General features: G+C 40.1%; 26 protein-coding genes and 2 tRNA genes. 5 read left to right on the forward strand and 23 right to left on the reverse strand.

What is annotated here, in order from left to right; translation table 11 throughout:
* Nucleotides 1-39: 39 nt before the first annotated feature.
* From QVH07_RS10055 to QVH07_RS10070, 4 genes are all read right to left on the reverse strand, one after another.
* Nucleotides 40-897 carry a PIG-L deacetylase family protein gene (locus QVH07_RS10055; protein ID WP_290000083.1) on the reverse strand — a complete coding sequence of 286 codons (858 nt, stop codon included), beginning with the start codon at nt 895-897 and terminating at the stop codon, nt 40-42.
* Entirely contained in the window at nt 894-4301 is a 3408-nt protein-coding gene (locus QVH07_RS10060; RefSeq protein WP_290000084.1) for a HEAT repeat domain-containing protein, read from the reverse strand. Before QVH07_RS10060 ends, QVH07_RS10055 begins: the two co-directional genes overlap by 4 nt.
* Before the next feature lie 178 nt (nt 4302-4479).
* A tRNA-Glu gene (locus QVH07_RS10065) sits at nt 4480-4554 on the reverse strand.
* A gap of 53 nt (nt 4555-4607) precedes the next feature.
* Nucleotides 4608-4679: transfer RNA gene (locus tag QVH07_RS10070), tRNA-Glu, on the reverse strand.
* Nucleotides 4680-4867: 188 nt separating this feature from the next.
* Here QVH07_RS10070 and gap point away from each other — a divergent pair.
* Nucleotides 4868-5866 (forward strand): type I glyceraldehyde-3-phosphate dehydrogenase, encoded by a 999-nt coding sequence (gene gap / locus QVH07_RS10075; protein ID WP_290000086.1) that lies wholly within the window; start codon nt 4868-4870, stop codon nt 5864-5866.
* 3 nt (nt 5867-5869) lie between these two features.
* Here gap and QVH07_RS10080 read toward each other — a convergent pair whose 3' ends face one another.
* The 4 genes from QVH07_RS10080 to QVH07_RS10095 form a co-directional block, all read right to left on the reverse strand.
* Nucleotides 5870-6931: a VOC family protein gene (locus QVH07_RS10080; RefSeq protein WP_290000088.1), complete on the reverse strand. Its 1062-nt coding sequence runs from the start codon at nt 6929-6931 to the stop codon at nt 5870-5872.
* Nucleotides 6932-7060: 129 nt separating this feature from the next.
* Nucleotides 7061-7810, reverse strand: coding sequence for a TIGR04283 family arsenosugar biosynthesis glycosyltransferase (locus QVH07_RS10085; protein WP_290000089.1), 750 nt, complete (start codon nt 7808-7810; stop codon nt 7061-7063).
* 102 nt (nt 7811-7912) lie between these two features.
* Nucleotides 7913-8578, reverse strand: a complete 666-nt coding sequence (locus tag QVH07_RS10090) for a DUF6134 family protein (RefSeq protein WP_290000090.1) — start codon at nt 8576-8578, stop codon at nt 7913-7915.
* Nucleotides 8530-9162, reverse strand: a complete 633-nt coding sequence (locus QVH07_RS10095) for a TIGR04282 family arsenosugar biosynthesis glycosyltransferase (RefSeq protein WP_290000091.1) — start codon at nt 9160-9162, stop codon at nt 8530-8532. The genes QVH07_RS10090 and QVH07_RS10095 overlap by 49 nt, the downstream gene beginning before the upstream one ends.
* 140 nt (nt 9163-9302) lie before the next feature.
* On the opposite strand from QVH07_RS10095, the gene QVH07_RS10100 reads away from it, so the two are divergent.
* The gene (locus QVH07_RS10100) at nt 9303-9938 is read left to right on the forward strand and encodes a peroxiredoxin (protein WP_290000092.1); all 636 of its coding nucleotides are present in this window, start codon (nt 9303-9305) and stop codon (nt 9936-9938) included.
* 24 nt (nt 9939-9962) lie between these two features.
* Here the strand turns inward: QVH07_RS10100 and QVH07_RS10105 are convergent, their stop codons facing one another.
* Genes QVH07_RS10105 through QVH07_RS10125 form a run of 5 tightly spaced genes read right to left on the reverse strand, consistent with a single transcriptional unit; the run spans nt 9963 to nt 14344 of the window.
* Nucleotides 9963-11261 (reverse strand): TRAP transporter large permease, encoded by a 1299-nt coding sequence (locus QVH07_RS10105; protein ID WP_290000095.1) that lies wholly within the window; start codon nt 11259-11261, stop codon nt 9963-9965.
* Nucleotides 11261-11728, reverse strand: coding sequence for a TRAP transporter small permease (locus QVH07_RS10110; protein ID WP_290000098.1), 468 nt, complete (start codon nt 11726-11728; stop codon nt 11261-11263). The genes QVH07_RS10105 and QVH07_RS10110 overlap by 1 nt, the downstream gene beginning before the upstream one ends.
* The gene (locus QVH07_RS10115) at nt 11725-12696 is read right to left on the reverse strand and encodes a TRAP transporter substrate-binding protein (RefSeq protein ID WP_290000099.1); all 972 of its coding nucleotides are present in this window, start codon (nt 12694-12696) and stop codon (nt 11725-11727) included. Before QVH07_RS10115 ends, QVH07_RS10110 begins: the two co-directional genes overlap by 4 nt.
* Complete coding sequence (locus QVH07_RS10120; RefSeq protein ID WP_290000100.1) at nt 12693-13364, reverse strand: beta/alpha barrel domain-containing protein; 672 nt, start codon at nt 13362-13364, stop codon at nt 12693-12695. The genes QVH07_RS10115 and QVH07_RS10120 overlap by 4 nt, the downstream gene beginning before the upstream one ends.
* On the reverse strand, nt 13361-14344 hold the full coding sequence (locus QVH07_RS10125; protein ID WP_290000101.1) for a sugar kinase: 984 nt from the start codon (nt 14342-14344) through the stop codon (nt 13361-13363). The genes QVH07_RS10120 and QVH07_RS10125 overlap by 4 nt, the downstream gene beginning before the upstream one ends.
* 55 nt (nt 14345-14399) lie before the next feature.
* Between QVH07_RS10125 and QVH07_RS10130 the strand changes: the two genes are divergently transcribed.
* Nucleotides 14400-16010 (forward strand): UxaA family hydrolase, encoded by a 1611-nt coding sequence (locus QVH07_RS10130; RefSeq protein WP_290000102.1) that lies wholly within the window; start codon nt 14400-14402, stop codon nt 16008-16010.
* Here QVH07_RS10130 and QVH07_RS10135 read toward each other — a convergent pair.
* Nucleotides 16007-16291 carry a DUF1330 domain-containing protein gene (locus QVH07_RS10135; protein ID WP_290000103.1) on the reverse strand — a complete coding sequence of 95 codons (285 nt, stop codon included), beginning with the start codon at nt 16289-16291 and terminating at the stop codon, nt 16007-16009. The two genes, QVH07_RS10130 and QVH07_RS10135, sit on opposite strands and share 4 nt — an antisense overlap.
* A 14-nt stretch (nt 16292-16305) precedes the next feature.
* Between QVH07_RS10135 and QVH07_RS10140 the strand changes: the two genes are divergently transcribed.
* Nucleotides 16306-17649 carry a tagaturonate reductase gene (locus QVH07_RS10140; RefSeq protein WP_290000104.1) on the forward strand — a complete coding sequence of 448 codons (1344 nt, stop codon included), beginning with the start codon at nt 16306-16308 and terminating at the stop codon, nt 17647-17649.
* On the opposite strand, the gene QVH07_RS10145 is transcribed toward QVH07_RS10140, so the two are convergent.
* The 9 genes from QVH07_RS10145 to QVH07_RS10185 all read right to left on the reverse strand — a co-directional run bounded on the left by QVH07_RS10145 (nt 17650) and on the right by QVH07_RS10185 (nt 24797).
* Complete coding sequence (locus QVH07_RS10145) at nt 17650-19035, reverse strand: TolC family protein (RefSeq protein ID WP_290000105.1); 1386 nt, start codon at nt 19033-19035, stop codon at nt 17650-17652.
* Nucleotides 19032-20390: an HlyD family secretion protein gene (locus QVH07_RS10150; protein ID WP_290000106.1), complete on the reverse strand. Its 1359-nt coding sequence runs from the start codon at nt 20388-20390 to the stop codon at nt 19032-19034. The genes QVH07_RS10145 and QVH07_RS10150 overlap by 4 nt, the downstream gene beginning before the upstream one ends.
* 6 nt (nt 20391-20396) lie before the next feature.
* On the reverse strand, nt 20397-22103 hold the full coding sequence (locus QVH07_RS10155) for a peptidase domain-containing ABC transporter (protein ID WP_290000107.1): 1707 nt from the start codon (nt 22101-22103) through the stop codon (nt 20397-20399).
* Nucleotides 22096-22773 (reverse strand): TetR/AcrR family transcriptional regulator, encoded by a 678-nt coding sequence (locus QVH07_RS10160; protein ID WP_290000108.1) that lies wholly within the window; start codon nt 22771-22773, stop codon nt 22096-22098. The genes QVH07_RS10155 and QVH07_RS10160 overlap by 8 nt, the downstream gene beginning before the upstream one ends.
* A 100-nt stretch (nt 22774-22873) precedes the next feature.
* Nucleotides 22874-23242 (reverse strand): DUF2237 family protein, encoded by a 369-nt coding sequence (locus QVH07_RS10165; RefSeq protein WP_290000109.1) that lies wholly within the window; start codon nt 23240-23242, stop codon nt 22874-22876.
* Between the two features lies 1 nt (nt 23243).
* The gene (locus tag QVH07_RS10170; protein WP_290000111.1) at nt 23244-23654 is read right to left on the reverse strand and encodes a DoxX family protein; all 411 of its coding nucleotides are present in this window, start codon (nt 23652-23654) and stop codon (nt 23244-23246) included.
* A 36-nt stretch (nt 23655-23690) separates the two neighbouring features.
* Nucleotides 23691-24074: a DUF983 domain-containing protein gene (locus QVH07_RS10175; RefSeq protein WP_353890986.1), complete on the reverse strand. Its 384-nt coding sequence runs from the start codon at nt 24072-24074 to the stop codon at nt 23691-23693.
* Nucleotides 24071-24283, reverse strand: a complete 213-nt coding sequence (locus tag QVH07_RS10180; RefSeq protein ID WP_290000114.1) for a hypothetical protein — start codon at nt 24281-24283, stop codon at nt 24071-24073. The genes QVH07_RS10175 and QVH07_RS10180 overlap by 4 nt, the downstream gene beginning before the upstream one ends.
* Nucleotide 24284: 1 nt before the next feature.
* Nucleotides 24285-24797, reverse strand: coding sequence for a DUF4920 domain-containing protein (locus tag QVH07_RS10185; RefSeq protein WP_290000116.1), 513 nt, complete (start codon nt 24795-24797; stop codon nt 24285-24287).
* 198 nt (nt 24798-24995) lie between these two features.
* Between QVH07_RS10185 and serA the strand changes: the two genes are divergently transcribed.
* Nucleotides 24996-26888: a phosphoglycerate dehydrogenase gene (serA, locus tag QVH07_RS10190; RefSeq protein ID WP_290000118.1), complete on the forward strand. Its 1893-nt coding sequence runs from the start codon at nt 24996-24998 to the stop codon at nt 26886-26888.
* Nucleotides 26889-26940 lie beyond the last annotated feature (52 nt).

Raw genomic sequence — 26940 nt, forward strand, 5'->3', positions numbered from 1 at the left:
CACCAATCAACCAAAAAGGCCGAATCACTTGATTCGGCCTTATTTTTTGACTTCATGATAATATTCCCTGTCGAATATTCTGGAGTATATCCAAACAGGAATCTGATCATGCCAGGGCATTAAATCGCTCAGAACATGCCTTTGGCTATGATGAGCTTTCATAACTTCCAACTTGGTATCAAAGTATGGCTGAATATTCACCGCAAAATCAGGCTTTGGCAGGCCCGAATCCTTTTCTTTCGGATAATTATTCCTGAATCCTTCAGAAAGCTCCAGAGCCAGTTTTATCTGTTTATTTGATAAGGTTACTTGATATAAAGCTTTGGGCGAAAAGCCCGGGTCTCCAATATGAGATAAAAAAACATTTTCCACAGCGAGCCCCGTCAATCTGTGATCTTCATGCCCATATAACCCTACTTTAGAATCATAGCTCAAAATAATATCTGGATTCAAATCTTTAATCCAACTCAAGGTAAGGGCTTCCAGGCTATCCTGTCCTAATAAGCTTAATCCTCCATCTTCATAATCCAGAAGAAAGAGACTATCGACCTCAAGAATTTGAGCGGAGTTTTTCATTTCTTGAGTTCTGATCTCTTTCAGTTTATCAGGTGGGTAATTTTCTGGCGAACTTCCTGCTTCACCTTTAGTCAAAGTCACCAGAAATACCTCATGCCCCTTTCTTTTTAAATCAATTAAAGTCCCTGAAACTGTCACCTCATCATCTGGATGAGGGAAGAAAGCCATTATTCGTTGTTTGGTATTCGCTGGACTTAACTCAGGAATTAATGGTACACCATTGTCATTAAGTGCATTTTTTCCAAACTGGATCAATAAAAATGGGGATATCAAAATGAATATCCCCAAAATTAGCCCTAGAATTTTAAGACCCTTTTTCATTCCTCACTATTCAATGTGCCGAGATAAGCCACCACATCTCTGAGCTGGCGTTTTGTTAAAATTAAGCCCATCGGCGGCATACTGGACATGGATAAAGTACTGGATTCAATAAGTTCTGAATCAACCAAGATCTCTTCATTTGAATCATTTAGATAGCGTATACCTTCATCGGTTTCGGAGATGTAAGTGCCCGAAATTTCTTCACCATCAGATTTTACAATTCTTACCTGACCAAACCCGGGTGCGATGCGATCACTGGGATCGACTAATGAAATCAGGAGTTCCTCTCTACTCAGTTTTCTTGCTATTCCATTCAGATTTGGGCCGGCATTTCCACCCATATCATCATAAGCATGGCAACGGATGCATTGTGCAGTTTGATTTTCGAGGAAAATAGCTCTCCCCAGTCTTGGATCACCTTGTGCCAAAGCTCCCGAATACATCTTCCAATCTTCATCACCTGCCTTTTCTGCCAAGAGATTGGAAAAAGAGGACATAAGATTCTCAGATCCTGTTAAACCAACCGCTTCTTCTAACTCAACCCAAACTGGTTGAGAAAGCTGATCAGTTTTAAACCAACTGAAGATATCATTCCATTCACTGAAGGAAGAGCTTCCCTCCATTTTTCCTAGAGCTAATAAGGCTGAACGTTTCTCGACATTTGTTTGATTTTCAATGATATCCATGAGTAATGCAATCTTTTGCTCATCTGGGATATCGATTTCTTCAATCATAGCTAAGGCCTCGACCCGAATAGGATAGTCCGAACTACTCATGGCATACTCTACCCCTTCAGGCAATAGATTTGATTTAATGGCCTGAAGTGACCTCAAGCTTTGTACTTTCATGTCCATGGAGGGATCATTTTTAAGGCTGGCTAAAAGGGCATTTTCAGCTCCTTTAATTTTCAATTTTCCTATCGCCTTCGCACTGGCAATTCGGATAGCTTCCTCGTTTCTGCCCAACTGGGCAACCAAGGCTTCTCCTGCCTTCTCAGCAATGTATGAATCATTTCTATTGACTTCTCCTCGATAGCGGCCATCCACTCTATCCACTAATGAAGGTTTAGCCCATGTGCCGATACTTTCAATTCCCTCTTCTTGCAAACCAATCGTAGAATTGGATGCCTGAACGAAATTTAAAACCTGATCAAATTCCTTTTCCGAACCTACTCTTTGATTCGCACTGATAATTCGTCTCATCAAGGGCTCGTTTGAAAAAGGTGTAGTGTTTATTAGGGCTGCAAGATCAGGAAGTGCCTCTGGTACAGAAAAATCATCATGGATTGCCCTGGCAGCTTCTGTGACGATAAGTTCATCCTCATCATTCAAAAATCGCCTTAATTCGGGAGAAGTTAACCTGCGGAGTGAAATCACCGCACCCATTCTTACTGCCCTCGAAGGGTCATTATAAAGGCTAGCAAGCATTGATTCATTCCCAATTCTAGCTAAGGCCAAAGTCGCTGCATGACGGAGATAGGCGTCTTCATCATTGTTCCTTCTCAAAACTTCAATTAGCTTATCCGCAGCATCCGAATAAGAAATTCTGCCCAAAGCCTCTGCTGCAAAGAACTGAACTCTAATCTTAGTGTCATCAAGAAGTTTCAACAACGCATCTGCGGGTTCCTTATATCTGATATCACCAATCCACTTCGCGCCCTGAGCTCTTATTTCAGGATCTTCGTCAGAAAGCGCAGGAAGTATGAGTTTTGCATACTTGATATCATCTAACCTCGCTAATTGACTTAGTCCAACGATAGAATGAATTCTAGCCAGCTGATTAGAGGATGTATTGAGTACATTCTCAAAAACGGTGGCGCCCTTCCCTCCTCTTTTGGCTAATTCAAATTGACTCTTTCGACGCACTCGTAAATCCTGGTGTTCCAGTAAAGTTTGAAGTTCTGAATCATTCTTTGGTCCAAAGTCAGAATTCAAAAGTTCTTTGGTTTCTTCCTGAATGGCTTGGAGGGATTTAGACTTCGATTCCATTTTCCACATTCGTCCATAACCTTTTGTACCCCATCCCATGATCCAATCGGCAAAGTATAAATCGCCATCAGCACTGAAATCCATTCCTGTAGGAAGAACTCCCGTTGCAATTTTCTCAGTTTTTTCTAATTCAAAAGTTGCTCCCTTGGGCTTTAAGGTAAATGCATGAATTGCAGATTGCGTTGGATTACCAACAAATTCAACTACAAAAAAATTATTGAAATATTTTTCATTTAGCGCGGTTCCGGGATTATAAACCATTCCTGTGGGTCCGCTTACGTAATTTGCTATGCAAGGGGTAATAAAAGCCGCTTGCTCTTCCCACCTTGGAGTGAAAAGTTTTTCATCCATCCAGACTTTATAAGGGTTGTTATCAGGATCTCTGTATTTACCGAATTGCCAATTCGTCCTCCATCCCGAATCAGATCCATTTGTGAGATAGACCAGTCTTTCTTTCTCACCAGGATGGTCGCCATCATTATCGACCGAAATGAGGTTGTTATATTGGTCAAAAACAAATTCATGGGTATTTCTTACTCCCATGGCAAAAATCTCAAAATCACTCCCATCGGGATTGGCTCTCGCAATTACGCCTCGGTTAGGATATTTCCATTCTGTACCATCAGGACCAATACCATTAAAGCCTATATCCCCAATACCCCAATAAATTCTTCCATCTGGCCCCATTTCCAAACCTGACATTCCATGTGCTCCAAAGCCAATATGGATTCCATAACCATGGGATAAAGACTCCTTTTCATCAATCATCCCATCCCCATTGGTATCCACCAGCTTCCATAAATCTGGACCTGCACCAACATATAGGGCCTCATCTGTCATCATTACAGCTCCAGCCACATCAGTCACTTCTTCATTAAAATCTTCTACCAGCCTTTCCTGAAAGTCAGCTTTTCCATCCCCATCTGTATCTTTTAGTCTGTAAATTTCCTCTTTTTCCACCAGCATATCCCTCCAATCATGAGAACCATCTCCATTTAAGTCAGCAAGCCATGAATTAACCTCAGATCTTTCTGGAGATAGCTCATTCCTGAGAAAGTTTCTTTTGTCTTCAATGGATTGAAGAGAAATGGATCTTATCTCCCAATCCTGATGACCACGTATATCAAACTCCGAATTCTTCTGTCTATTAGTGTGAGTATAAACTACATCTCCGTTGTCAAGAACCTGAATAGAAATTGCATCATTCATTAGAGAATCAACCGCCCAAATACTGAGCTCAAAATCCTCATGGACAGTTGGATTCAGTTTAGAAGAAATGTCTTCTGTGTACTGATCAACTTCAGCCTTGGATAAGAATTTTGTTTGAGGTTCATAAAGATTACTCGGCTCGGAACAGGATAGAAGAATACCGATGAGAACTGGAGAGAGAAATTTAAGACTTACTGATTCTTTCATTTTGGGTATTGTTTCCATCAAAATAAACAAATTCCAGAACTAAAGGGCTTTAGATTCTCTCAAAATGTGTAGGCATAAAAAAACCCGGTCTGATGACCGGGTTTTTATCACTTTAACCACTAACAACCATTAAACAATGGGATAAGACTTTAAAGGGGATTGAGCTATTTGAAAGTCTTGGTAGTCCGTACGGGAATCGAACCCGTGTTTCATCCGTGAAAGGGATGCGTCCTAACCCCTAGACGAACGGACCATTAATATGGTAAAGTTTTCAAACAAAAAACTACCTCATTATCAGGTAGTTAGTAGTCCGTACGGGAATCGAACCCGTGTTTCATCCGTGAAAGGGATGCGTCCTAACCCCTAGACGAACGGACCATCAGGGACTTGAAAAAGCTTGCTTTTCCAAAAGGTTGTGCAAATATAGAAGCTTAAAATTACAATCACAATCCGACTATGAAAATTTCTAATCGACTCCTTAAATCAAGGATTAAATATGATGGAAAATTTAGCTTGAAAAGAAGTGCAATGCCTATTTTCGTGATCTGAAAAACTCAACTCAAAAGATGAAAAAAACCAGAATTGCCATCAATGGTTTTGGCCGTATAGGCCGGTATGTCACCAAATTATTACTTGGCCTGGAGGAATTTGAAATTGTGGCCATAAATGATTTAGCCAATAATGAGGCCATCGCTCATCTTTTGAAGTATGATTCTATTCACGGGAGACTTGGTAAGCCAGTTAATTTAGATGGAGATCTACTCAGAATAAATGGTCAAAGTATAAAGCTACTTCAGGAGAAAACCCCTGATAAACTTCCCTGGCAAGAACTTAAAATTGACATAGCAATTGAATGCACAGGTAGATTTACTTCCCGGGAAGGAGCCACCAAGCATCTTACAGCAGGGGCTGGCAAGGTGATCATTTCAGCTCCTACTCATGACTCCTCCATTGCCATGGTTGTGCTAGGAGTCAACGATCAGATTCTTTCAGCCGAAAATAAAATTGTCTCCAATGCTTCCTGCACCACAAATTGTCTCGCCCCAATGGTTCAGGTTCTTGATGAGGCTTTTGAAATAAAAAAGGGATATGCTTCCACGGTTCACTCATATACAAACGATCAAAACCTTCATGACGCTCCCCACAGGGATTTGCGCAGAGCGAGGGCGGCGGCCTATTCCATTATTCCTACCACCACAAATGCCGGGAGGGCATTGGACATAGTCTTACCAGACCAAGCTGGAAAAATAGAAGCGTCGGCGATGCGTGTCCCCGTACCCGATGGATCCCTCACCGATTTGATTGTAGAGGTGGAGAGAATTGTCACAGCCGATCAAATAAATCAAGCTTTTGAAGCTTCAGCTAAAGGGAAATTAAAGGGATACCTTGAAGTAGTTCATGATCCAATTGTCTCAATGGATATTATTGGAAATCCTCATTCCTGCATTATTGATGCAAGCTTGACTTCGGCTAAACAGAACTTAGTTAAAGTTGTAGGTTGGTATGACAATGAAGCCGGATATTCAAACCGACTGGTAGATTTAGCACGAAAGATCTCCAAATAGAATCTAATCCTTTACTCGGTTCAAACTGAGCATTTTTACCATGAAGTTGGATAGGGTTTTGCTGGAATCACGTTTAGTTAGATCTAAAAACCAACCCCACTTTTCAAGAATCGGAATTTTGAAAGTTTCAACCATTTCAATTAGGGTTCCATCTGGATCTTCCAAATAAGAAAACCTTCCAGCAGCATTTCCCATATCAAATTCATTTTCACTGTCAACGGTGAAATGAACCCCTGACTTTTTTAAGGAGCTCTTTAGATCAGACATATTATTTACATCAAAACAAACATGAATAAACCCTAAATCTCCCCAGTTTCTTTCCGCAAAAACTTGCTTACGATCAGGCTGATCTGTTTCTATAAGTTCAATCGTAGTCCGACATAATAGTTTACCAAAAGCACCACTGGGTACACTATTACCAGCTAATATCACTCTGCGATATGGACTCTTACCAGATTCAAAGCATTCAAAATCAGGCCAGATCTCCGTTTGATCTAGTAGCGTTTCACTTTGCTGAAAGTGATCTCTAATGATGGGAATAGTAGAATCCACACTTGTTACACCTATCACAACTCCAGAAACGCCGCCAGTAAAATCCTTATTTTTACTAAACCATGAGCTGTTTTCTTCAATCTCAAATAAATTTCCAAAGGGATCCTCCACATAAAAATGAGCAACTCCCAAGGGGTTCTTTTTGGGTTTACTAAGAAGTTTGGCATCTAAATTTTCTAAGTGCTTATAAGTCTTATCAATATCTCTACATCGAATTTTTACTGCCAAAATCCCTAAATCTTTCCAGGTAGGCTTTGTTTTAGCTGCTACAGGCTTTTTAGAGGTGTATTGCCAAATTTCAAATCCTCCACCTCCCTGCATATTCATCGCTAAAATTGCGTGTCGACTTTCTACTCTATTAGAGGTATATCTGGTCATTAAGGTGGCCTCAGCGCTATCCTGAAAAATAGGCACATCCATTTTAAAGGCCTTTCGATACCAAGTCCAAGCTTCATTTGCATCCTTGACCCCAATACCCACTTGTTGAATACCATTAATTTTAGCCTTTTTCATCCCAATAGTTTAAAATTTCTCAACCCTAACTCGGCTAGCAAGGTAATTTGAAAGTATGAAATTAGTGCATACTTAAGTGCTTTTAGGATGTACGGTAGAGTGATAAACCCGGCTAGAAAACCAGCCACTTCAGCTCTTGAGATATTTAGCATAGATTTTCTTGAGCAAAATAGGATCAGTCCCCAAATGAAACCTTATAAACACATATAAATTAACCAGTTGAACCTTTAGCCAAGAGTTCTGATCGTATTTTCTTGCAGAAACAATAATGCTTTTGGGTATTAGGTAAAATCTAGTTTTTGCTCTTATCCTTTTTACCATATCGAACTCTTCCATCAAGCAATACTTTGAATCAAAGCCACCTAAGTCATGGAAAAGGCTTTTTTCTATAAAAAGGGTTTGGTCACCACCGCCAGTAAATAAACCATGGAACCTTGTAGCCCAGCTGTTCATTTTCAAAAGCCACTTATCAGAGTCAAATTCATATTGGTAACAGCCAGCTAAATACCCCATTTTCACCGCCTTATTTAAATCCAGAGCAAAACTTTTCAGGGGTATAGTATCCGCATGGACAAAAAACAAGATGTCCCCTTTTGCATGCTTGGCTCCAAGATTCATTTGCTCTGCCCGAGAAGGGATCTCTGATTTTAAAACCTTGGCTCCTAGATTTTCAGCGGTTTTAGAACTACCATCTGTACTACCCCCATCCACAACCCAAAGATCTACTGAATATCCCTGGCCATAAGATAGAAGCAAAGGAATCAATTTGGATAGGTTCTCTTTTTCGTTGATCACAGGGATAATCACAGAAATGGAGAGATCATCTTCTAATTTTAAAGCACTATTTGAAAAAATTCCCAAAGAACGCTCTACTCCCACTAGTCTGCTATTTTCATTCTCCAAAATACCTCCTGCAACTCGGTTTGATTTCTCCCATTATTCAATCTATCACTCCCATGATTACTCAGTTGAATTCAATTGTCATTCCTCAGGTTCTTTCCTTTTTATCCAATAATTTTTTAAGGTGCTATGCATATTAGCTTCCAAAAGGAAACCATCTTCAAAAAAATATTTGTTGTCATGCCCCTTTATATTTGCCTCTAATCCTCCATTCTTCAGTCTTCTGAAGGGACTGGTAACACCATAATTTTCAGATAGGAAAAGCTCGTCTCCTTTCGGTTCCTCAAAAAACAACAAGGCAGTGGAAAAATAGATGGGTTCGTAAATTGTGTCTTGATTACTGAATTTATAGCTATTCGCATTAACAATGTATTTTTCACCATCCCATCGGACTTCCGAATAAAACTCCTCTCCTCTTGCTTTAGAATTACTTTCTGAATAAATGAATTGCCCATCTTCATAAACACTCAATAATTCAAACTCTATTTTCAGCGTGCCGAAAAACCAAAAACTCACTATGCTTTTTACAAGATATTCGTCTCGGTTTTCTTTGGTTGTCTTGGTAGCAACCATATCTCCGATACTGAATCCAGCTAATTTTATTTCATAGTTTTTTACTTCCGTTTGGGCTTCGGCAAGAAAATTAAAACTTAAAAAAAGGATGACTGCTAAAGCAAAGCCTTTCTTATTTTTACAGTTTAAGGCTTTGAGAGTCTTTTTAAAACAAATTCTTCTTGCTGCTTCCAATCTTCATAGGTGTCTACATCTGAAAGTACTGGTAATAATCCGTAAGTCAAACCTTCGCTTTCAACCCTTTTCACTGTAAGGGACAAAACCTCTTCTGAACTCCATGGAATATTTTCAAAAATTTCAGGTCTTGAAATTTTCATTCCAATCAAATAATATCCACCATCCTGTGCTGGTCCAATCACAAGGTCTTTTTCATCAAGAATTTCAAATCCCCTATCAAGTAAGTCTGAGGTTAACACTCCACAATCAGTTCCAATTAAAAGAACCTTCTCATATCCTTTTGCCAAAACTTCTGCGAATGCATTTGCCATTTTTTGCCCAAGATTGTTTCCAGATTGAAATTGAACCTGGAATTGATCGGGTGTTGTTTCCTGAGTTTTATTCAATTGAAAATCAGAAAAATAGATAATCTTATCTCCAGTGATTTCAGACGCTACATCATGTGTATAAAGAACCAGTTTCTTGTAGATGTCCAGAGCTGCTTCATCACCTATTGTCTTGGCTACCCGAGTTTTTACCTTCCCGGCAATAGCTATTTTCTGAAAAATTATTACAGCTCTCTTTACAGGATTTTCTTGCATTAAGATTTGATTGGTTTGGTTTCGAGTAAAATTTAAAATCCAAGACTAAAACTACCCCTATATAACATTTGTCACCAAACAATCGTGAACTCTATGTGTATTTTTATGTAAACAAACATTAACCGACAAATCGAATTATTATGGCACTAAGACTTGGTGATACTGCACCTAATTTTCAAGCAGAAACTTCAGAAGGATACATAGATTTTTATGAATATCTAGGGGACGGATGGGGAATTTTATTTTCTCATCCAGCTGATTATACCCCTGTATGTACTACCGAACTGGGAAGTGTGGCGAGATTAAAAGATGAATTCGCGAAGCGAAACACGAAAGTCATGGCACTCAGTGTGGACGGGCTGGAAAGCCATAAAGGCTGGATTTCTGATATTAATGAAACCCAAAATACGGAAGTGAATTTTCCAATTATAGCAGATGAGGATAGGAAGGTTTCTGAATTATATGATATGATTCATCCAAACTCAGATGAGAACTTTACCGTCCGCTCGGTTTTTGTGATTGGAAATGATAAAAAAATTAAACTGATCATTACTTATCCAGCGAGCACAGGGAGGAATTTTGATGAACTGCTTAGGGTAATTGATTCCCTGCAGCTTACTGCAAATTATTCTGTAGCTACTCCAGCCAATTGGAAACAAGGAGAAGATGTGGTAGTCTCTCCGGCCATAAAGACGGAAGATATTCCAGCAAAATTCCCCAAAGGTCATAAGGTGATCAAACCATATTTAAGAACTACTCCTCAACCTGATCTCTAAAATTTGCCCCGAAAGGGGCTTTTTTTATAACAAATCGAAAAGTCTGGGTAGGAATAAAGAAAGCTCTGGAAAAACCATTAATAAAATCAGGGCGAATATCATGGCTAAAAAAAAAGGTACCATGGGCCTTAAAACCTTGGTTAGACTTGTCTTTGCTATGGTTACACCAACAAAAAGTAAGGATCCCACCGGTGGAGTACACAATCCGATACAAAGATTAAAAACCATCATTATTCCAAAATGAACTGGGTCTATCCCGATTTTGGTCACTACAGGTAGAAAAATGGGTGTAAAGATTAAAACGGCTGGAGTGATATCCATAAAGACTCCGACGGCCAATAGTATCAAATTGATCACAATCAGGATCATCCATTTATTATCACTGAAGCCTACCATGAAATCACTAATCATTTGTGGGATATTTTCACTCGACAAAACCCAAGACATGCTCATGGAGGAGCCAATAAGGAGCAACACAACAGAAGTGGTTTCTGCTGATTTTAAAAGCACTTTCGGAAGCCTTTTCAATTCGAGCTCATTGTAGAGGAAAGCTAAAATAAGGGTATAGACAACAGCAATTGCACTAGCCTCCGTGGCAGTAAAAACTCCACCAACAATACCCCCGATTACTATAAAAAGAAGAAGTAAACTAGGTACCGCTCTCCAGAATTTAATCCCAAGCTCCTTCCAGCCTACAGTCTCGCCCATAGGCAGCTTATTTTTTCGAATGAAAATGGTTGCTGTCAACATTAGTACCAGCCCTACAATAAGTCCAGGGATGTAGCCCGCCAAAAAAAGTGCAGCAATTGAAATTCCTCCGCTCGCCAGTGAATACACGATTAGAATATTCGAAGGCGGAATGATTAACCCAGTGGTAGAAGATGTAATATTGACGGCAGCACCCAGTTCCTTTGGATACCCTTCCTTTTGCATTCGCTCACCAAGAATTCCACCTATGGCAGAGGCTGCAGCTGCTGCTGATCCAGCAATCGCTCCAAAAAGCATAGCCGCTATTACATTGACATAGAGTAAGCCACCCGGTAGTTTACCTGTTAGGGCCTTTGCAAAATCAATCAGGCGATTTGCTATGCCTCCCCGATTCATAATTTCTCCTGCCAGAATAAAAAAGGGTATTGCCAGAAGGCTAAAGCTATCCAAACCAGTCGCCATACGCTGTGCAATCGTAGTGTATGCTGGCATTATAGGAATGGAAACCAAAAGTGTAAGGAAGCTGGAAATACCTAAACTCCAGGCCACAGGAACTCCCAAAATCAAAAGAGTAAGAAAGCTCAAAACCAAAACTGCAATACTAATCCATTCCATCAGGCATACTTGGTTTTGATGGACACAAGGAATAAACCATGATAGATCATGACCATTACGCCAGATATGGGAATCATAAGGTATATCCAGGATAGGGGCACCTGGAGGGTAGCAGTTCTTTGGTCAAGTATTTCCGTGATATAAACCAGGTTTCCTCCTCCTGCGACCATGACAATGGCAGCAAAAAGAATAATTACGGAATGAATAAAATATTGAAGAATCCGGGCTTTTTTTCCCTGTAATTTTGAAGGAAGAATATCAATCGCCAGATGTCCATTTCGACCAGAAACATATGCGGCACCGAGTAGCCCTAACCAAACCAACAAATATCTGGCTACCTCATCAGTCCATGAACTAGGATCTCCAAAAATATAGCGTGAAACCACTTGCCAGGTAACATTGATTACCATTAATCCCATCAAAACAACAATGCTGGTTCCCAGAACCTTATCGAGCTTTTCTTTCATTTCACTTCCTGAATTTGATCAATTAAAACTGCCAATTCAGGGTTTGTCAATTTAACCTCTTCATACATTTGACTTACTTCCTCTCTGAATGGGTCTTTTTCTGGATAAGAAATAATTACGCCTGCTTTTTGTACTTCTTCTAAAGATTCCTTCACCGATGCCGCCCAAAGCTCGTATTGATAGTCCGCTGACTCATCCGCTGCTTCCTGAAGCCAAACCCTTTCCTGCTCATTCAGTTTCTCCCAGACTTTTGTCGAGACCAAAACCACATCAGGGATCGCTGTGTGTTCATCGATGGAATAGTACTTACAGATTTCATAGTGACGAGAATTGTAAAAACTAGGAGGATTATTCTCAGCCCCATCCACTACTCCTTGTTGTAAGGCGGTGTAAAGCTCACCATAGGAAACAGGCGTTGGAGACCCTCCCATGGCTCTAACCATATTGATGGCCATGTTAGATTCCATCACACGAATCTTGAGTCCTTCGAGATCATCGGGACTCTGAATGGGGGCTTCGATACTATAAAAACTCCTTTTTCCTGCATCATAAAAACAAAGTCCCCTCAACCAGTATCTTTGTGAACCAAGCAGTAGATTCCTCCCAATTTCCCCTTTCAGAACCTTATTCATATGATCATCATCTCTAAAAAGGTAAGGCAAGCCCAGAACTTGTATCTCTGGTGAAAAGGCTTCTAAAGATGCAGCAGAGACCTTTGTCATACCCACACTTCCTATTTGCAAAAGCTCTAAAAGTTCTCTCTCAGTTCCTAGTTGCTGATTTGGATAAACCTTCACCAAGATCTTTCCTCCTGACTTTTCCTCAAGTTGTTTACCTAGAAAAACCATCGCCTCATGTACTGGATGAGTTGTAACCTGAGCATGACCCATTTTGATGATTTTAACCTTGGATTCTGGGCCACAGGCAAAGCATAAAAGTGCAATTATGGGAATAAAAATTCGTCTCATCTAGCTAATCGATATTCGGCTACGATTTCCAATGCTCTCTTCATTTCCTTCTGAATAGTCCCAAAGTCTCCATTAGCAATCTTTGATTTGCTAATGAGTTGAGACCCCATTCCAAGGCAACACACTCCTGCATCCAACCACTGCGTCATGCTTTCTGAAGTTGGTTCTACTCCACCTGTAGGAATTATTTCAATCGTGGGCAGTACAGCATGAACCGCCTTCACAAAAGCAGGTGTAAGAATATTTGCCGGGTATATTTTCACCAACTCAGCTCCTAATTCCTGTGCTTGAAAAACTTCAGTAACAGTGGCACAACCCGGCACCCAGGGAGTCTCATTTCTTTTGCAATAATCTCCTAATTCAGAACTCATGACTGGGGAAACAATGAACTCTGCTCCCATGTCTAGAAATTTCTCTGCCTCATACCCATGATAAATAGTACCTATTCCTAAGGATAGACCAGGCATTTTGTCTGCTGCTTTTCGGACTTCAGGAAACACATCCGGAGCTTCTTTTCCCCGGTTTACCATCTCTATGACCCGTATTCCGGCATCATAGGCAGTCTGAATAATTTTGACACAAATCTCAGGGTTGGGATGGAAAAAAATGGGCATGATTCCACCTGAATACATTTTGGCGATAAAAGCTGACTCTTTGTTTCTTCTCATCTCTTTATTCTCCCGAAAGTTTCTTGATCAATTATTTCCTCCAATTCCTCTAATGAGCAATGAAGAACATCACCCGAAATACTATGCTTCATCACCGATGCAGCCACCCCTAGGGCAATAGCTTTTTCTTCACTTTCATTCAAAATACCATGAATCAAACCACCTGCAAAAGCATCCCCGGTCCCTACTCTGTCCACAATATGATTTAATTGATATTTCCTCGAATGGAATGACTTCTCTCTGGTAAAAAGCGAAGCCGAATATTCATTTTCAGATGCATTCAAGGACTGTCTTGTAGTTGCTGCTATCCATTGAAGCTTTGGAAGTTTTTCAAAAACCTCAGGGAATCCAACTCCTGTTTCCAAACCAAGACAAGTTTCGAAGTCTCTGGCCCCACCAATTATCATATCAGAATATGATAACAACTCAGGCATGATTTCATGTGGAGATTTTCCGTATGCCCAGAGATTGCTTCTGTAGGATGGATCCGCTGAAACTTTTATCTCTCTTTCTTTGCATTCGGATAAAGCCTTTAGCGTAAAATCTGCTGCTTTCTGAGAAAGTGCTGGGGTTATTCCAGACCAATGAAACCAATCCACATTTTCAAAGACTTTGTCCCAATTCACATTCTTACAGACATTTTTTGCGAAAACTGAATCTTTGCGATCATAAATGATTTTAGAACTTCTCTGCATGGCTCCATACTCAAGAAAATAAGTCCCAATTCTTCCGGGAAAATATTGAATGAAGCTCGTATCTAGTCCATTTTTTCGAAGCTTAGAAACACAGGCCTCTCCAATTTCATGATTTGGAAAGGAGGAAAGAAAAGTGACATGATTGCCTAAACTTGCCAGGGTAGCACCAACATTTGCCTCAGAACCTCCAAATTCAATCTCGAAAGAAGAAGCCTGGAAAAACCTTTCATGATCCGGAGTACTCAGTCGTAACATTACCTCCCCGAGCGTCACAATTTTTTTCATCTGGGCTTCTTTTTCTATAATTTGATTGATGAATCCAAGATAAGGAAATCTGTCAATGAATAACAAAGCCTTGCAATTACATGAAGAAGACGACATAGCTGTCGCTTTAAAAAACTTATCCCAAGGTGAAATGGTAGTACTGGGGAATTTCGAGCTTGAGCTTAAAGAAGAAATCCCAGCAAAGCATAAGTTCGCAATGCGTAATTTGGCTAAGGGTCAAAATGTAATCATGTACGGGGAAATAGTGGGTCAGGCTACTAAAGAAATTAGCAAAGGAGCTGCTATCACACGAGATAATATAATCCATGAATCGAGTAAGTTTTCGATCCGGGAATCGAATTATGTCTGGAAGGCCCCTGCGGGATTAGAACGTACTTTCCTCGGCTACAAACGAGAAGATGGTCAGGTAGGGACAGCTAATTATTGGTTGGTTTTTCCTCTGGTTTTTTGCGAAAATAAAAATATTGAAACCCTGAAAGAGGCATTTGAAATTGCGCTGGGATACAGAAAACCCAATCCTTTTTTGAATCATGTTCTAGCTAACCTTCAAAATCAAGATTCAATATCAGAAAAAACTCCTTTTATAGAATTCGAATCTCCTTTTGAAAATGTGGATGGCATCCGGTTTATCACTCACCAACTAGGATGTGGTGGCACTCGCCAAGATGCGCAAACCTTATGTCATTTATTGGCCGGATATGTGAACAACCCGAATATTGCTGGAGCGACGGTTCTGAGCCTGGGTTGCCAAAATGCGGAATTTCAAATTTTCCAGGACAGATTAAACGAGATTCAAAAACCTTACTCTAAGCCTGTCTACCTATGTGAGCAGCAGCATTTTGGAACTACTGAAGCCTTTTTGAAAGCTGCCATAGAAAAAACCATTATTGGACTAAAGGAGGCAAATGAGGTATCCAGAACCCCTCAGCCCATTTCCAAATTGGTGATTGGCCTGGAATGTGGTGGTTCAGATGGGTTTTCAGGAATTTCAGCAAACCCAACCTTGGGCAGAGTCAGTGATTTGGTTATTGCTTCCGGAGGCTCCGCAATACTTTCAGAGTTCCCAGAGCTTTTTGGTGCAGAGCAAAACTTAATTGATCGCTGTTTATCTATCGACCTCGCAGAAAAGTTTGCAAAACTTATGTCTTCATATAATGAGAGGGCGAAATCCGTTGGAAGTGGTTTTGATATGAATCCAAGTCCGGGAAATATCAAAGATGGACTTATTACTGATGCCATGAAATCTCTCGGTGCAGCAAAAAAGGGAGGTTTAGCACCTATAAGCGATGTTTTAGATTACACAGAATACGTCAAGAAACCAGGATTAAACCTTCTATGTACCCCTGGAAATGATGTGGAAAGCACTACCGGACTTGCCGGGTCGGGAGCGAATTTGATCCTGTTCTCCACAGGACTTGGCACCCCTACTGGAAATCCAATTTGTCCCGTGATCAAAGTTTCCTCAAATACTCAGGTGAAAAGCAGGATGAGTGACATCATTGATTTTGATACTGGCGAAATTATCACGGGGTCCAAATCTGTGAATAAAATGGGTGATGAATTAATGGATTTTGTCATTGAAGTAGCTAGCGGAAGCCGAAAAGCAAAAGCTGACTTGAATTCCAATTTTGATTTTATCCCCTGGAAAAGAGGAGTATCCCTTTAAACCTCAACCAATAATAAGCGCCCATTAGAGGCTTTGGTCCGTAACCCCCTGACAGCTTGATAGTCTTCAGAATCATACCATTTTTGGGCAGCTTCTGCACTTTCAAATTTTAACAAGACAAGCCTATCCTCCTCCCATTTTCCCTCGAGAACTTTTACCTCTTGTCCACGAATAACAAACTCTCCTCCATGTTTTTGTAGGGTTTCAGGAGTTTTACTCGCATATTGTTTGTAGACCTCAGGGTCCTTAATTGTAATTTCAGCTAAAACGAAAGCAGGCATTTTAATTTTATTTTGTGAGTGAATCGAATATAAATGTAATCCAATTTGGAACAGGAAATTTTTTACGTGGATTTATTGAGCCTTTATTTCAAAAGCTCAAAGATGACGCTTTATGGGAACCAAAAATTGCCCTAGTTCAATCCACCAACTCCAATTCAATTAAAAGACTAGAGGAAACTAACTTCAATTATCCCTTGTGGCTGGCAGGATTAAAAGATGGAAATGAGATCAATGAAGAACTTCAAATCAATGTCATAAGGCAAGGAATCAAACTTCCAGATCAGCAAAATGACTTCTTTAAACTTGCTGAATCCAATGATTTAGAGTTTGTGATTTCCAATGTGACGGAAGCTGGATTCAAACTTGAAACGGAAAAAGATTATCCTACTTTTCCGAATAGTTTTCCAGCTCGACTTACCCACTTCCTTTATAGACGCTTTGAATTTTTTAAAGGAGATAACACAAAAGGACTCTATTTTTTGCCATGTGAGCTAATCAAAAATAATGGAGATAAACTCCGGGAGATGATTCTGGAGCAATCCAAAATTTGGGGGCTCTCTGAGGAGTTTGAAGTTTGGGTCATAGATTCAAATTTATTTTATAATACATTGGTAGATAGAATAATAACTGGTTTACCTTCAAATAGCACTTTAGAAAAGTATGGCCCCAATTCAAAATTTCATCCCTCAAGAGTTCAGGGAGAACCTTATTTCTTTTTTGGCATTGAGGAAAGGAAAGGAAGTCATCAAGAGACTATTCTGCACCACCCTGCTCTACCGATCACTTTTACCGAAAGCCTAACTCCCTTTTCTCTTCGAAAAGTTCGAATTTTAAATGGTGCTCATATAGCCATGGTTGCCTTGGGACTTCCACATGTGATCAAAACCGTAAGTGAATTCATGAATAATAAGGAGCTATTTGCTTTTTTGAAGGAAATGATCTTGTTAGAGGTTATTCCAATTCTCCCTTTGCCAAAGCAAGAACTGGAAGAATACATGCTTGAAATATTTGATCGTTTTAGAAATCCATTTATCGAACATAAGCTGAATAGTATTGCCCTTAATTCCATCGCAAAACTCTCACCCAGAATATTGGCTTCTATTCGAGATTACTATGACCAAACGCAAGCTCTACCCGAAAAGCTTACGGAAGTTTTTACTCTGACTGTCCAACGGTATATGAAAAATCCTGAATCAATTCAGGATACGGAGCAGATTAAGCAAATTTTTTCTGAGGCAAGAGCTATAAAAAACCCGGAGGACCAAGCAGAATTTTTACTTGGTCATCCGGAACTGTGGTCTTTTGGCCTTTCATATCTGAAAGGTCTTAAGTCAAAACTCTCTGCCAGAATTGGATAATTACTCGAAGCCTAATCCAGCAGCAAATCGAGCTTTGGCGTAAGCCACGAGCTGCTTCATACGAAGGTTATTTAGCGTCACTCTGGAGTCAAAAACCTTTACTTCACGGCTATTTACAAGGAAAAGACTACTCTCGCCAATCTCAAACCTTCTCATCTCTCCTCGAAGTAGAAACTCGAGACTTTCAAGATTTTCAGAATATGTATCCACCTGCAAACTCAACTGATCCCAACTATTGATTTCACTCTCTAGCTTCGCTCTCAGTTGTAATTCCTTCAGGTCCCTCGAATTTTGCTTGAAGTCAATTTTAGCTTTGGCCAACTCAAAAGCACCCCGACTTTTTCTCCACCCCAAAGGCGTATAAACGGAAACACCCCATTTGTAATTATTTTCGAAAAATGGGGAATTAAATTCCCCCAGATCTTCAGTGAGGAAATTATATTTTAATTTCACCACAGGGAGTATTTCCTGGGCCTTCAGTCTCCTTTCCACGTCAAGGCTTTCCAGTTCATAGTCTGCCACCTGCAGATCAGGGTGGTTAATCACCAAAGTCCTTAATTCAATAGGATCCAAAACCCGAAGATTTTCATCGAAAAGTGGCTCTGGCGCGATTTGTTCATTTAGGAACATTGGCTCCCCTTCTTCATTCCAAAGAAAAGTATTCAACTCCTGTTCAGCTGCAAAAAGCATTTGCTGTGCGGCCTGAAGAGTATATTGCCTATTTAGCAAGTTCGAATAGGCTTCCACCGTATCGATGGCTGGCAAATCACCTTGCTCAAAACTCCTCCTTACAAATTCAAACCTGTCCTGTGCTAAATCCACTCCTTCCTGAAGAACCTGTACATTTTCGTTGGCCATAGACCATTTCCAATAGGAATTCGTGGCATCTACATATAATCCATTCAAGAATTGAATTCGCTGAACTTCTGTAGATTGCTGGTAAATCTGCGCTTGACGCAAAGCTGCTCTCCTTTTATCTAGTATCAATCCCTGCCCCACATTTATTGCGGCGCCTGCGGCAAAAAGCCCATCCGTGGGAACATTAGCTTCCGGGTTCAAAAACTCACCTGAATTCCGTTCAAAGGTTCCCATTAGCTCCACCCCCATCCAGGTAGGAATGGTAACTCCAGCCTCCTGCCGATTATAATAATCAGTCTCTTTAAATTCTTTTCTGTCCAGGTTCCCATACAAAAGCGGATCAAATCCACCACGTGCCTTTCTCACCTCCATATCTCCCATCCTGAGATTGATTTCAACTTGGGCAGCTACGGGATGATAAAGTCTTACCCACTCCAAAAACCCTTCATATTCAAGGGTATCCAATGATTGAGCTTTTGTAAAAAAGGTCAGGCTAAGAAATAGTATACTAATCCCTAGTTTTCTCATTTTTTACTGTCTTTAGCGATCGCGTCTTTTTCTTCCTGAGTGTAATAGTCAGCCGGGAATCCATTTAACTGTCGCCAGATTTCATACCAAACTGGTACATCATTTAACAAAGCAATACCGTCTGCTCCAGAACCAATTCTCAGCAGGTCTGGCCATGCATCTTCTTCAGGATCTTCCACGACCAAGACGCGATATTGATTATTCGGACCAGCATACTGATCAATGGCAACCACAACACCACCGAAAGTACCATTAGAGATCTGCGGCCATCCTGAGAAAACAATCGCCGGCCACCCATCAAAGATAAACCTAACTCTATTTCCTACGGAAATTAGTGGCAAGTCCACAGGAGCAACAAACATCTCCACGGCTAAATCAGCATCAGCAGGTACTATGTTTAGAATAGCATCGCCTTCCTTAATTGTTTCACCAATACCCACCTGAACGGCTCTTGCTAAATATCCATTTTGCGGAGCAAGAATATATCTGAAACCGGTTCTCTGTTCGTAATTCGAGTATTGATTTTCCAACTTGGTTACTGATGCTTCAGTGTCAAACTGAGCAGACATTGCTGTATACATCTCGGACCTGGCTTTGGCGATTTTATCTATGAATTCATTCTCAATAGCATCCAGATCAATAAGAGCGGTAATTCTTTTATTCTTGCTGCTTAAAAGCTTGTTTTCAGCAGCTATAATTTTTGCCTGAACTTCCTGAAACTTCAGCCTTCTGGTTTCTAAATCCAGCAATGACCTTAGACCTTCTTCATACAATTGCTCAGCACGTTTAAGCCTGTCCTGACCAACCTTAAAGTCTACTTTTGCCTGCTCCAAATAAATACTATCAGACATCACGTCCAATTCCGCCATATTTAATTTATTCTGAGCTTGCTGGAGCTTTAACTCTCTATTTCTCTCAAGTGCTCCAATTTGGTTTTGTAATTGAACCACTTTCTCCTGGTAAGATTGTGCAGATAGTGTTTTAACATCTACCTGTCTTTGGGTTCTTGGTAAGAGCAATGAGTCAAAATACTCATCTTTAATCTCAGAGATCTGCAGAATGGTATCACCTTTGGCTACAAAAGACCCTTCCTGAACGTACCACTTCTCAATTCTTCCAGCAATGACCGAATGGATGGTTTGTGGTCTCATTTCAGGCTTTAATGCCGTGACATAACCCTTTGACCTTATATTTTGAGTCCAGGGCAAAAACAACATTAAAAAGAGGATCAGAATGATACTTGTCAAAACCCTAACTCTCTTTGAACTCTCCTTAAGAGGAAGGGTCATCACTAAACTCTTGGCCCCACTAAATGGGATAGAATCTTTGATCTTATTTAGTGTGATATCTAACATCGCTAATTAAGATTTAGAGTTAAAATTTAAATATTCCTCGTAGGTGCCTTGGAAAATGGCCCTGCCATTATCCATTAATATAATTTCATCGGCTCGCTTCATAATTCCCTCTTCCTCAAGCTCTACGATCAACATTAGCGTCCAATTTCCTTCAAACAGATAATCCAGAACTTTGGTCTTAATCTCCTTGTCTGTGTTTCTAAGTACATTTTCCATAAGAATGGCCTTGGTATCACCCACAAAACCTCTAGCTAATAGAATTCCTTGTGCAAAGGACTTGGAAAGACCTTTACCTTCCGGTTGGATGATGGTATCCAAATCATCGGGAAGCTGAAAGATTTCATTTTTTAGCTCAACCATTTCAAGAATTTGATCAAGCTTCTCCTGATCAAAATCCCTACCGACCAGGATATTCTCTTTGATGGTTCCATGGAAAATCTGTTCTAAATCAAGGCAAGCTCCAACGTTATCCCTGAGCCTCTCCAGGTTCACCATTTCAAGTGACAAATCATTGATACTGATTTTTCCTTCATATTCTTCATAAAGACCTGAAAGCAATGCCAGTACGGCTGTTTTCCCACTTCCACTTTTACCTGTAATCACCACTTTCTTTCCAGCTTCCACACTAAGGCTATTTCTTTTCAAAACAGGCTCAGCTTTGTCCTGAGGATGGAAAGTCACATTATCCATAGAAAATTTTAGACCATCTTCCTTGGCGAGTGTTTTATCATTTTCATGAGATCGCTCTAAATCGAGATCCATCACATGCCCAAGCTTCTCCACTGCTACCAAAGTGTCATAAACAGTCTCTAGTGAAAGAATAAGCTTCTCCACAGAGTTTACTACCAGAATGATGATCACTTCAGCAGCTACAAATTGTCCGATACTAATCTGCTCATTGATTAACAAGAAACTTCCTGCCAGTAAGAGGGAAGTCACAATAAGTACCTTGAACACAATCATGATCTTATACTGAAAGATCAGAACCGCAAAGTGCTTTGAACGGAATTCAACATATTTTTGAAGAATTTTATCCGCTCTGAGAATGGGTAGGCGTGTATTCCCCACAAGTTTAAAAGTATTCAAAGTCCTTCCAACTTCTTCCAGCCAATAAGCAGTTTTATACTTATATGATGATTCCTTCAAGGCAGTTTCCATTCCTTTGTCGCTAGTGAAATAGAAAATCAAAGCAAGAAGACCAAGTAATACCAGACCAAAGAGAATAAATGTGGGATGATAAAATGAGAGCAATAGCAATCCAAATATCATCTGAAGCAAGGCTGTAGAGAAATCCAGAAGGATTTTAGAAAGTCCTTTTTGAAGATTTACCGTATCAAAAAACCTGTTTACCACTTCCGGCCCATATTCTCCATGCATCACTTCGGTCTTTACTCTTGGAAGCCTGTAGGCTATGGCGAGTCCTGATTTGGTGAAAATTCTCTGCTGAAGTTTCTCCGATATTTGCATTTGGGAAATTTGAAGAAACCCACCAAAAGCAACACCAAGAGCAACTACTACTACCAGGATAATCCAAGAAGTGGTGATTCTTCCACCCAAAATGAAATTCAGAATTGCCTGAATTCCCAAAGGCAGGGAAAGTGTCACCAGACCATTCAGTATAGCATAGAAGTAAATGGAATAAACCTGACCCCTTTCCTCATCCAAGAGATTGAAAAATCTTTTTACTGGGGTAATTCCTGCCTGACTATTCATTTGATATCGCGTTTATTACGAGTTGATGGAAAAAGGTAAATCGACCGGTAGACTCATAGGCACACTCGGTCATTCCCGGTAAATGTTGTGAATTGAAACTCTGGAGAAGACTGGACTCCATGACAGTCGAAACCAAAGTTTTCGGGTATTTATACTCCGGATTAATTTCCGAAATAATCTCTGAAATTCGGTCGCCGAACTTATAAACTTGAGCGAAAATTCCGCTTTCATGTTCATTATCAACGGCCTTGGTAAGGTAACCTTTGAGAGATTCGTTCACTACTAAATTTCTCAAAGCTTTCGGATTTAGATAGTCATTTTTTTCAAAGATGGGACCATCCACCATAAGCCGAATTGCCACTACCAATCGCTCCGATGCATCTTGAAGATTTGCCGTAGCAAAGACCAAGTTATGCTCCATCCACGCCCAATACCAGGCATTTAAATAGAGAAGTAGCTTATGCTTATTCTCAAAATAACGATAGATAGCAGCCTCTGTACTCCCTATTTCGGCAGCAAGCTTCCTAAAGGTGAACTGCTCCATTCCCAACTCCTGAATTAATCTGGTTGATACCCGGACGATCTGCTCACCTAACTCAGAGCTGTAAGGATCCTTCAAATAAAGATTTGAATTGACCTCAATCTTAAATGTCTTTAAAATATTTTCCATACCCTTTGAATTCCAAACCCAAGCAATAACGCAAAAGGGAGAAAAGGGTTTAGTAAAGCTTCTATTTTTGTTAGTAATATTTACAAGACTGGTAATATTCCTAACTAATTGGCTTGTAAGCGTGCTTCAGGAGTATTTCTAGTGGTATTATTCGAAGCGTTGCTTCATTGGTTGCTTCTAGTTTCACCTTTGGTGCAAAGCCTGAACGATAAGCCTCAAGCCATCTCAAAGCACAAAGACACCAGAAATCTCCAGGCTTTAATCCAGGAAAGTCATATTGAGGGATGGGCGTACTTAAATCATTCCCCTTTGACTTCGTAAAGGATAAGAACTCTTCAGTCATTTGGGCGCAAACTGTATGTGTTCCCAAGTCATCTTCACCAGTTTCACAACAACCGTTTCTATAAAACCCAGTCATTGGGGAGGTACTACAAGTAATTAAGTTTTCGCCAAAAACGTTTTGTGCCATATTAATCTCGGGTATAAAGCCATGCCCAAAAAATCAGGATAGGATGAATGATTACTAATCTTACCCAACCTATCCACTCTTCAGTACAAAGTCCTTCAGGAATACATGAGCCAACCTGAATGAAATAAACATGGGAAGGAATAAAGGCTATCAGCATGATTACGATGCCCCAGGCAGCCAATTTCTGGAACCTAGGAATAAGAAGACCAATTGCCCCTAAAACCTCAGCTATTCCAGCAATTAAGTTGAGTAGTTCCGGTTCCGGAAAATATTCCGGTATCAGTGGGAGATAAAATTCTGGCTGGACAAAATGATTAATTCCCCCTAAAAAATAGAAAAGTGCCATAAGGTACTTTAACCATTTTAAAACATTTTGCTTCATAGAAGTAGTGATCATCTGATGGATTCTCAATATAAACCAATTTAATCCATCAGCTTCACAAACTTCCTAGGACTTTGGCTCCTCGTACTTGAGTTTTCCCACCAAATAGAGATATAAAACCTTTGAGTACCGTATCATGGCCGGAAAAAGCAGGAGATTTAAAATAATCACAGGAGTGATATACATCCACAACTCAGGGTCAGTGAAAAGCACACCAACCGCCACAAAAGTCGTAATGACCAAAGCCACCGAAAAGGCATAACTGATGTACATCGCGCCGTAGAAGAAATCTGGCTCTGGTTGGAAGTTTGCACCACAATTATCGCAGTAATGATTCACCTCCGTAATTTTCCTAAAGCTAAAAATAGAGACTGGAAAAAGTTTGCCCTTTCTACATTGGGGGCATTTTGCTCCTATAATTGCCTGAGTTAATCCTCTTCTTTCCATCATTTGGGGCCTCTTAATTCATCAAGATCATAATCTTTCCCTTTACCCCATTGAAGAAGTTCATGCAGCGTATAAAATTCTAATGTATCTAGATCTTTGACTCTGAAATTATCACCTGAGAGTCGGTCCATCACTTCGATTTTTCTGGATTCTCCCATATTAATGAAGCGATATTTTCTACCCACCCGGAGGTTATCAAGCGCTATTGCCATATTAGGCTTTATCCTTAATGATTACCCCGGTAGCTTCAAAGGTGATTTCTACCTTTGGTTCAGTAATTTGAGCTATTTCCTCTTCCGACTTACCCTGATCTTCGGCAAAGTGACGCAAGGTCTCAACATCCGTAGTTACTCTGGTCGCAACTCCTTCTAAAAGAATGGGGAATCCCTGAGAGGTAGTAGGAACAAAAAACCCGTAATCCTTAAAAGTCACTCTCATGCTTTCTCCATCAGGCAAATCCATAGTAAGCCAGCATCCTTTTTTAGTGCAGACTTCTTTAATTTCACCATAAACCTGTCCTTCATAGCTATCAGCTTCCGCCATCTTTACCACAAGCTCTGCTGTATTCATCGCTTCCATTTCCTCGACTCCTTCTCCATAAGATCCCGGGATTGCTTCAGAAGTTACTTCCACTTTCTCTTCCATCACAACTTCTTCTTTTTTCTCGGTTTGGCATGCAAACAATATCCCTGTGGCTAAGACCGCTATTACTTTGGTGTATTTCATATTCTGATTCTTTGCTGCAAAAATAACTTAGAAATTCTAGGTTCAAAACTTAATTGACGCTTATCAACCAGAAGAGATTAAAAGCCGATTAACAATTTCATATTCTTTCTGATTTTTGATAAGAATTCTCACAATTAAACTTCCAAATTCTTAGCATTCCTCTAATTTTACAGACTCATTTACCCAAACCTAGAACCTATGAGCAGTCCCAAAAAATTTGTCATTGACTTTGACAGTACTTTTACCCGTGTGGAAGCTTTGGACATACTTGGAGAAATTAGCCTTGAGAATGATCCAGAGAGAGAGCAAAAGCTGAAAGCTATAAAAGATATCACGGATCAGGGCATGGGGGGCACCGTAGATTTTAGAGAAAGCCTGGAAAAAAGACTTGAAATTCTTAAGGCGAATAAATCTCAAATTGCTGATCTGGTTGATTCATTAAAAAATTACGTTTCAAAGTCCTTTGACCGCAACAGAGAATTCCTTGAAGATAATGCGGATGATATTTTTATCCTATCGAATGGCTTTAAGGATTTCATCATCCCTATCGTTGGTCAATATGGAATTAAGCCTGAGAATGTCTTTGCCAATGAATTCGTATACGATGAGTCCGGAGCCATCGTGGATTTTAATCGTGATAACCCACTTTCAGTTAATAAGGGAAAAGCTGAAACGCTTAAAAGGCTAAATTTAGAAGGCGATATCTACATGATAGGTGATGGCTATACGGATTATGAAGTCAAAGAATCAGGGATCGCGAATAAATTCTACGCTTTCACCGAAAATGTACACCGTGATAATGTAGCCGAGAAGGCTGATCATATCGCGCTTAGTTTAGATGAAATTTTATACGTCAATAAATTGAATAAGAAATTCTCCTACCCCAAAAGTCGAATCAAGGTCTTACTCCTTGAAAATATTCACCCAATCGGCGAGCAAATCCTTCGTGATGAAGGCTATCAAGTAGAAGTAGTAAGCTCCGCCATGGGCGAGGATGAGCTTTGCGAAAAGATAAAAACTGTCTCCATAATAGGAATCAGGTCCAAAACTCAGATCACCAAGAAAGTTCTGGAGAATGCCAATCGACTTCTTGCGATTGGGGCTTTCTGCATCGGGACAAATCAAATAGACTTAGTGACCTGTCAGGAAAAAGGAATTGCTGTATTTAATGCACCTTTTAGCAATACCCGCTCGGTGGTAGAAATGGCTATCGCTGAAATCATCTTCCTTATGAGAAACTTCCCGGATAAGGTTCATAGCATGCATCAGGGCAAATGGGATAAATCCGCCAAGGGCAGCTTTGAAATCAGAGGTAAAAAACTGGGAATCGTCGGCTATGGAAATATCGGTGCCCAACTTTCAGTTTTGGCAGAAAATATGGGAATGAATGTCTTTTACTTTGACGCAGTAGAAAAACTCGCCTTGGGTAATGCCACCAAACTTGAAAGCCTCGAAGAGCTTCTTAGGACTTGTGATGTGGTAAGCCTTCATGTGGATGGTAGAAAAGAGAATAAGGACCTTATTGATGCCCGTCATATCAAAATGATGAAAAAAGGCTCATATCTGCTTAATCTGAGCCGAGGCCATGTAGTAGAAATAGAGGCCTTGAAAGATGCCGTCGAATCTGGACATTTAGCGGGCTGCGCTGTAGACGTCTTTCCTGAGGAGCCAAAGAACAATTCGGAACCATTCGTTTCTCCACTGAAAGGGCTGAAAAACACCATTTTAACTCCACACATTGGAGGTAGCACATTAGAAGCCCAGGAAAACATCGCAAATTTCGTCCCGGGAAAAATCATGGATTATGTAAACACTGGAAACACTTACAATTCAGTGAACTTCCCTAACCTTCAACTGCCATTCTTATTAGATGCACACCGATTAATTCATGTTCATGAAAACTCACCTGGTGTTCTTGCAAAGATCAACCAAATACTCGCGGACTTCGAAATCAATATTGTTGGTCAATATTTAAAGACTAATGAGAAAATCGGATATGTGATTACAGATATTGACAAGGCCTATTCTAAAGAAGCTATCGAAGCCTTAAAAGCAATTAAAGGCACCATTAGATTTAGGGTGTTGTATTAAACCTGATTGATTTGATTTCCAGCACGGCCCTCAAATCAGAAAATTTAAAGTG

The sequence above is a fragment of the Algoriphagus sediminis genome (genome assembly GCF_030403435.1).
Classification (GTDB): Bacteria; Bacteroidota; Bacteroidia; order Cytophagales; family Cyclobacteriaceae; genus Algoriphagus; species Algoriphagus sediminis.

Coding starts and splice junctions, on each gene's coding strand:
- QVH07_RS10095 (WP_290000091.1), bottom strand. CDS start 9,162: ATGCAAGAAAATCCTGTAAAGAGAGCTGTAATAATTTTTCAGAAAATA.
- QVH07_RS10180 (WP_290000114.1), bottom strand. CDS start 24,283: ATGGCAATAGCGCTTGATAACCTCCGGGTGGGTAGAAAATATCGCTTC.
- QVH07_RS10135 (WP_290000103.1), bottom strand. CDS start 16,291: ATGCCTGCTTTCGTTTTAGCTGAAATTACAATTAAGGACCCTGAGGTC.
- serA (WP_290000118.1), top strand. CDS start 24,996: ATGAGCAGTCCCAAAAAATTTGTCATTGACTTTGACAGTACTTTTACC.
- QVH07_RS10165 (WP_290000109.1), bottom strand. CDS start 23,242: ATGGCACAAAACGTTTTTGGCGAAAACTTAATTACTTGTAGTACCTCC.
- gap (WP_290000086.1), top strand. CDS start 4,868: ATGAAAAAAACCAGAATTGCCATCAATGGTTTTGGCCGTATAGGCCGG.
- QVH07_RS10125 (WP_290000101.1), bottom strand. CDS start 14,344: ATGAAAAAAATTGTGACGCTCGGGGAGGTAATGTTACGACTGAGTACT.
- QVH07_RS10060 (WP_290000084.1), bottom strand. CDS start 4,301: ATGAAAGAATCAGTAAGTCTTAAATTTCTCTCTCCAGTTCTCATCGGT.
- QVH07_RS10145 (WP_290000105.1), bottom strand. CDS start 19,035: ATGAGAAAACTAGGGATTAGTATACTATTTCTTAGCCTGACCTTTTTT.
- QVH07_RS10110 (WP_290000098.1), bottom strand. CDS start 11,728: ATGAAAGAAAAGCTCGATAAGGTTCTGGGAACCAGCATTGTTGTTTTG.
- QVH07_RS10150 (WP_290000106.1), bottom strand. CDS start 20,390: ATGTTAGATATCACACTAAATAAGATCAAAGATTCTATCCCATTTAGT.
- QVH07_RS10130 (WP_290000102.1), top strand. CDS start 14,400: ATGAATAACAAAGCCTTGCAATTACATGAAGAAGACGACATAGCTGTC.
- QVH07_RS10175 (WP_353890986.1), bottom strand. CDS start 24,074: ATGATGGAAAGAAGAGGATTAACTCAGGCAATTATAGGAGCAAAATGC.
- QVH07_RS10105 (WP_290000095.1), bottom strand. CDS start 11,261: ATGGAATGGATTAGTATTGCAGTTTTGGTTTTGAGCTTTCTTACTCTT.
- QVH07_RS10115 (WP_290000099.1), bottom strand. CDS start 12,696: ATGAGACGAATTTTTATTCCCATAATTGCACTTTTATGCTTTGCCTGT.
- QVH07_RS10160 (WP_290000108.1), bottom strand. CDS start 22,773: ATGGAAAATATTTTAAAGACATTTAAGATTGAGGTCAATTCAAATCTT.
- QVH07_RS10155 (WP_290000107.1), bottom strand. CDS start 22,103: ATGAATAGTCAGGCAGGAATTACCCCAGTAAAAAGATTTTTCAATCTC.
- QVH07_RS10120 (WP_290000100.1), bottom strand. CDS start 13,364: ATGAGAAGAAACAAAGAGTCAGCTTTTATCGCCAAAATGTATTCAGGT.
- QVH07_RS10055 (WP_290000083.1), bottom strand. CDS start 897: ATGAAAAAGGGTCTTAAAATTCTAGGGCTAATTTTGGGGATATTCATT.
- QVH07_RS10185 (WP_290000116.1), bottom strand. CDS start 24,797: ATGAAATACACCAAAGTAATAGCGGTCTTAGCCACAGGGATATTGTTT.
- QVH07_RS10080 (WP_290000088.1), bottom strand. CDS start 6,931: ATGAAAAAGGCTAAAATTAATGGTATTCAACAAGTGGGTATTGGGGTC.
- QVH07_RS10100 (WP_290000092.1), top strand. CDS start 9,303: ATGGCACTAAGACTTGGTGATACTGCACCTAATTTTCAAGCAGAAACT.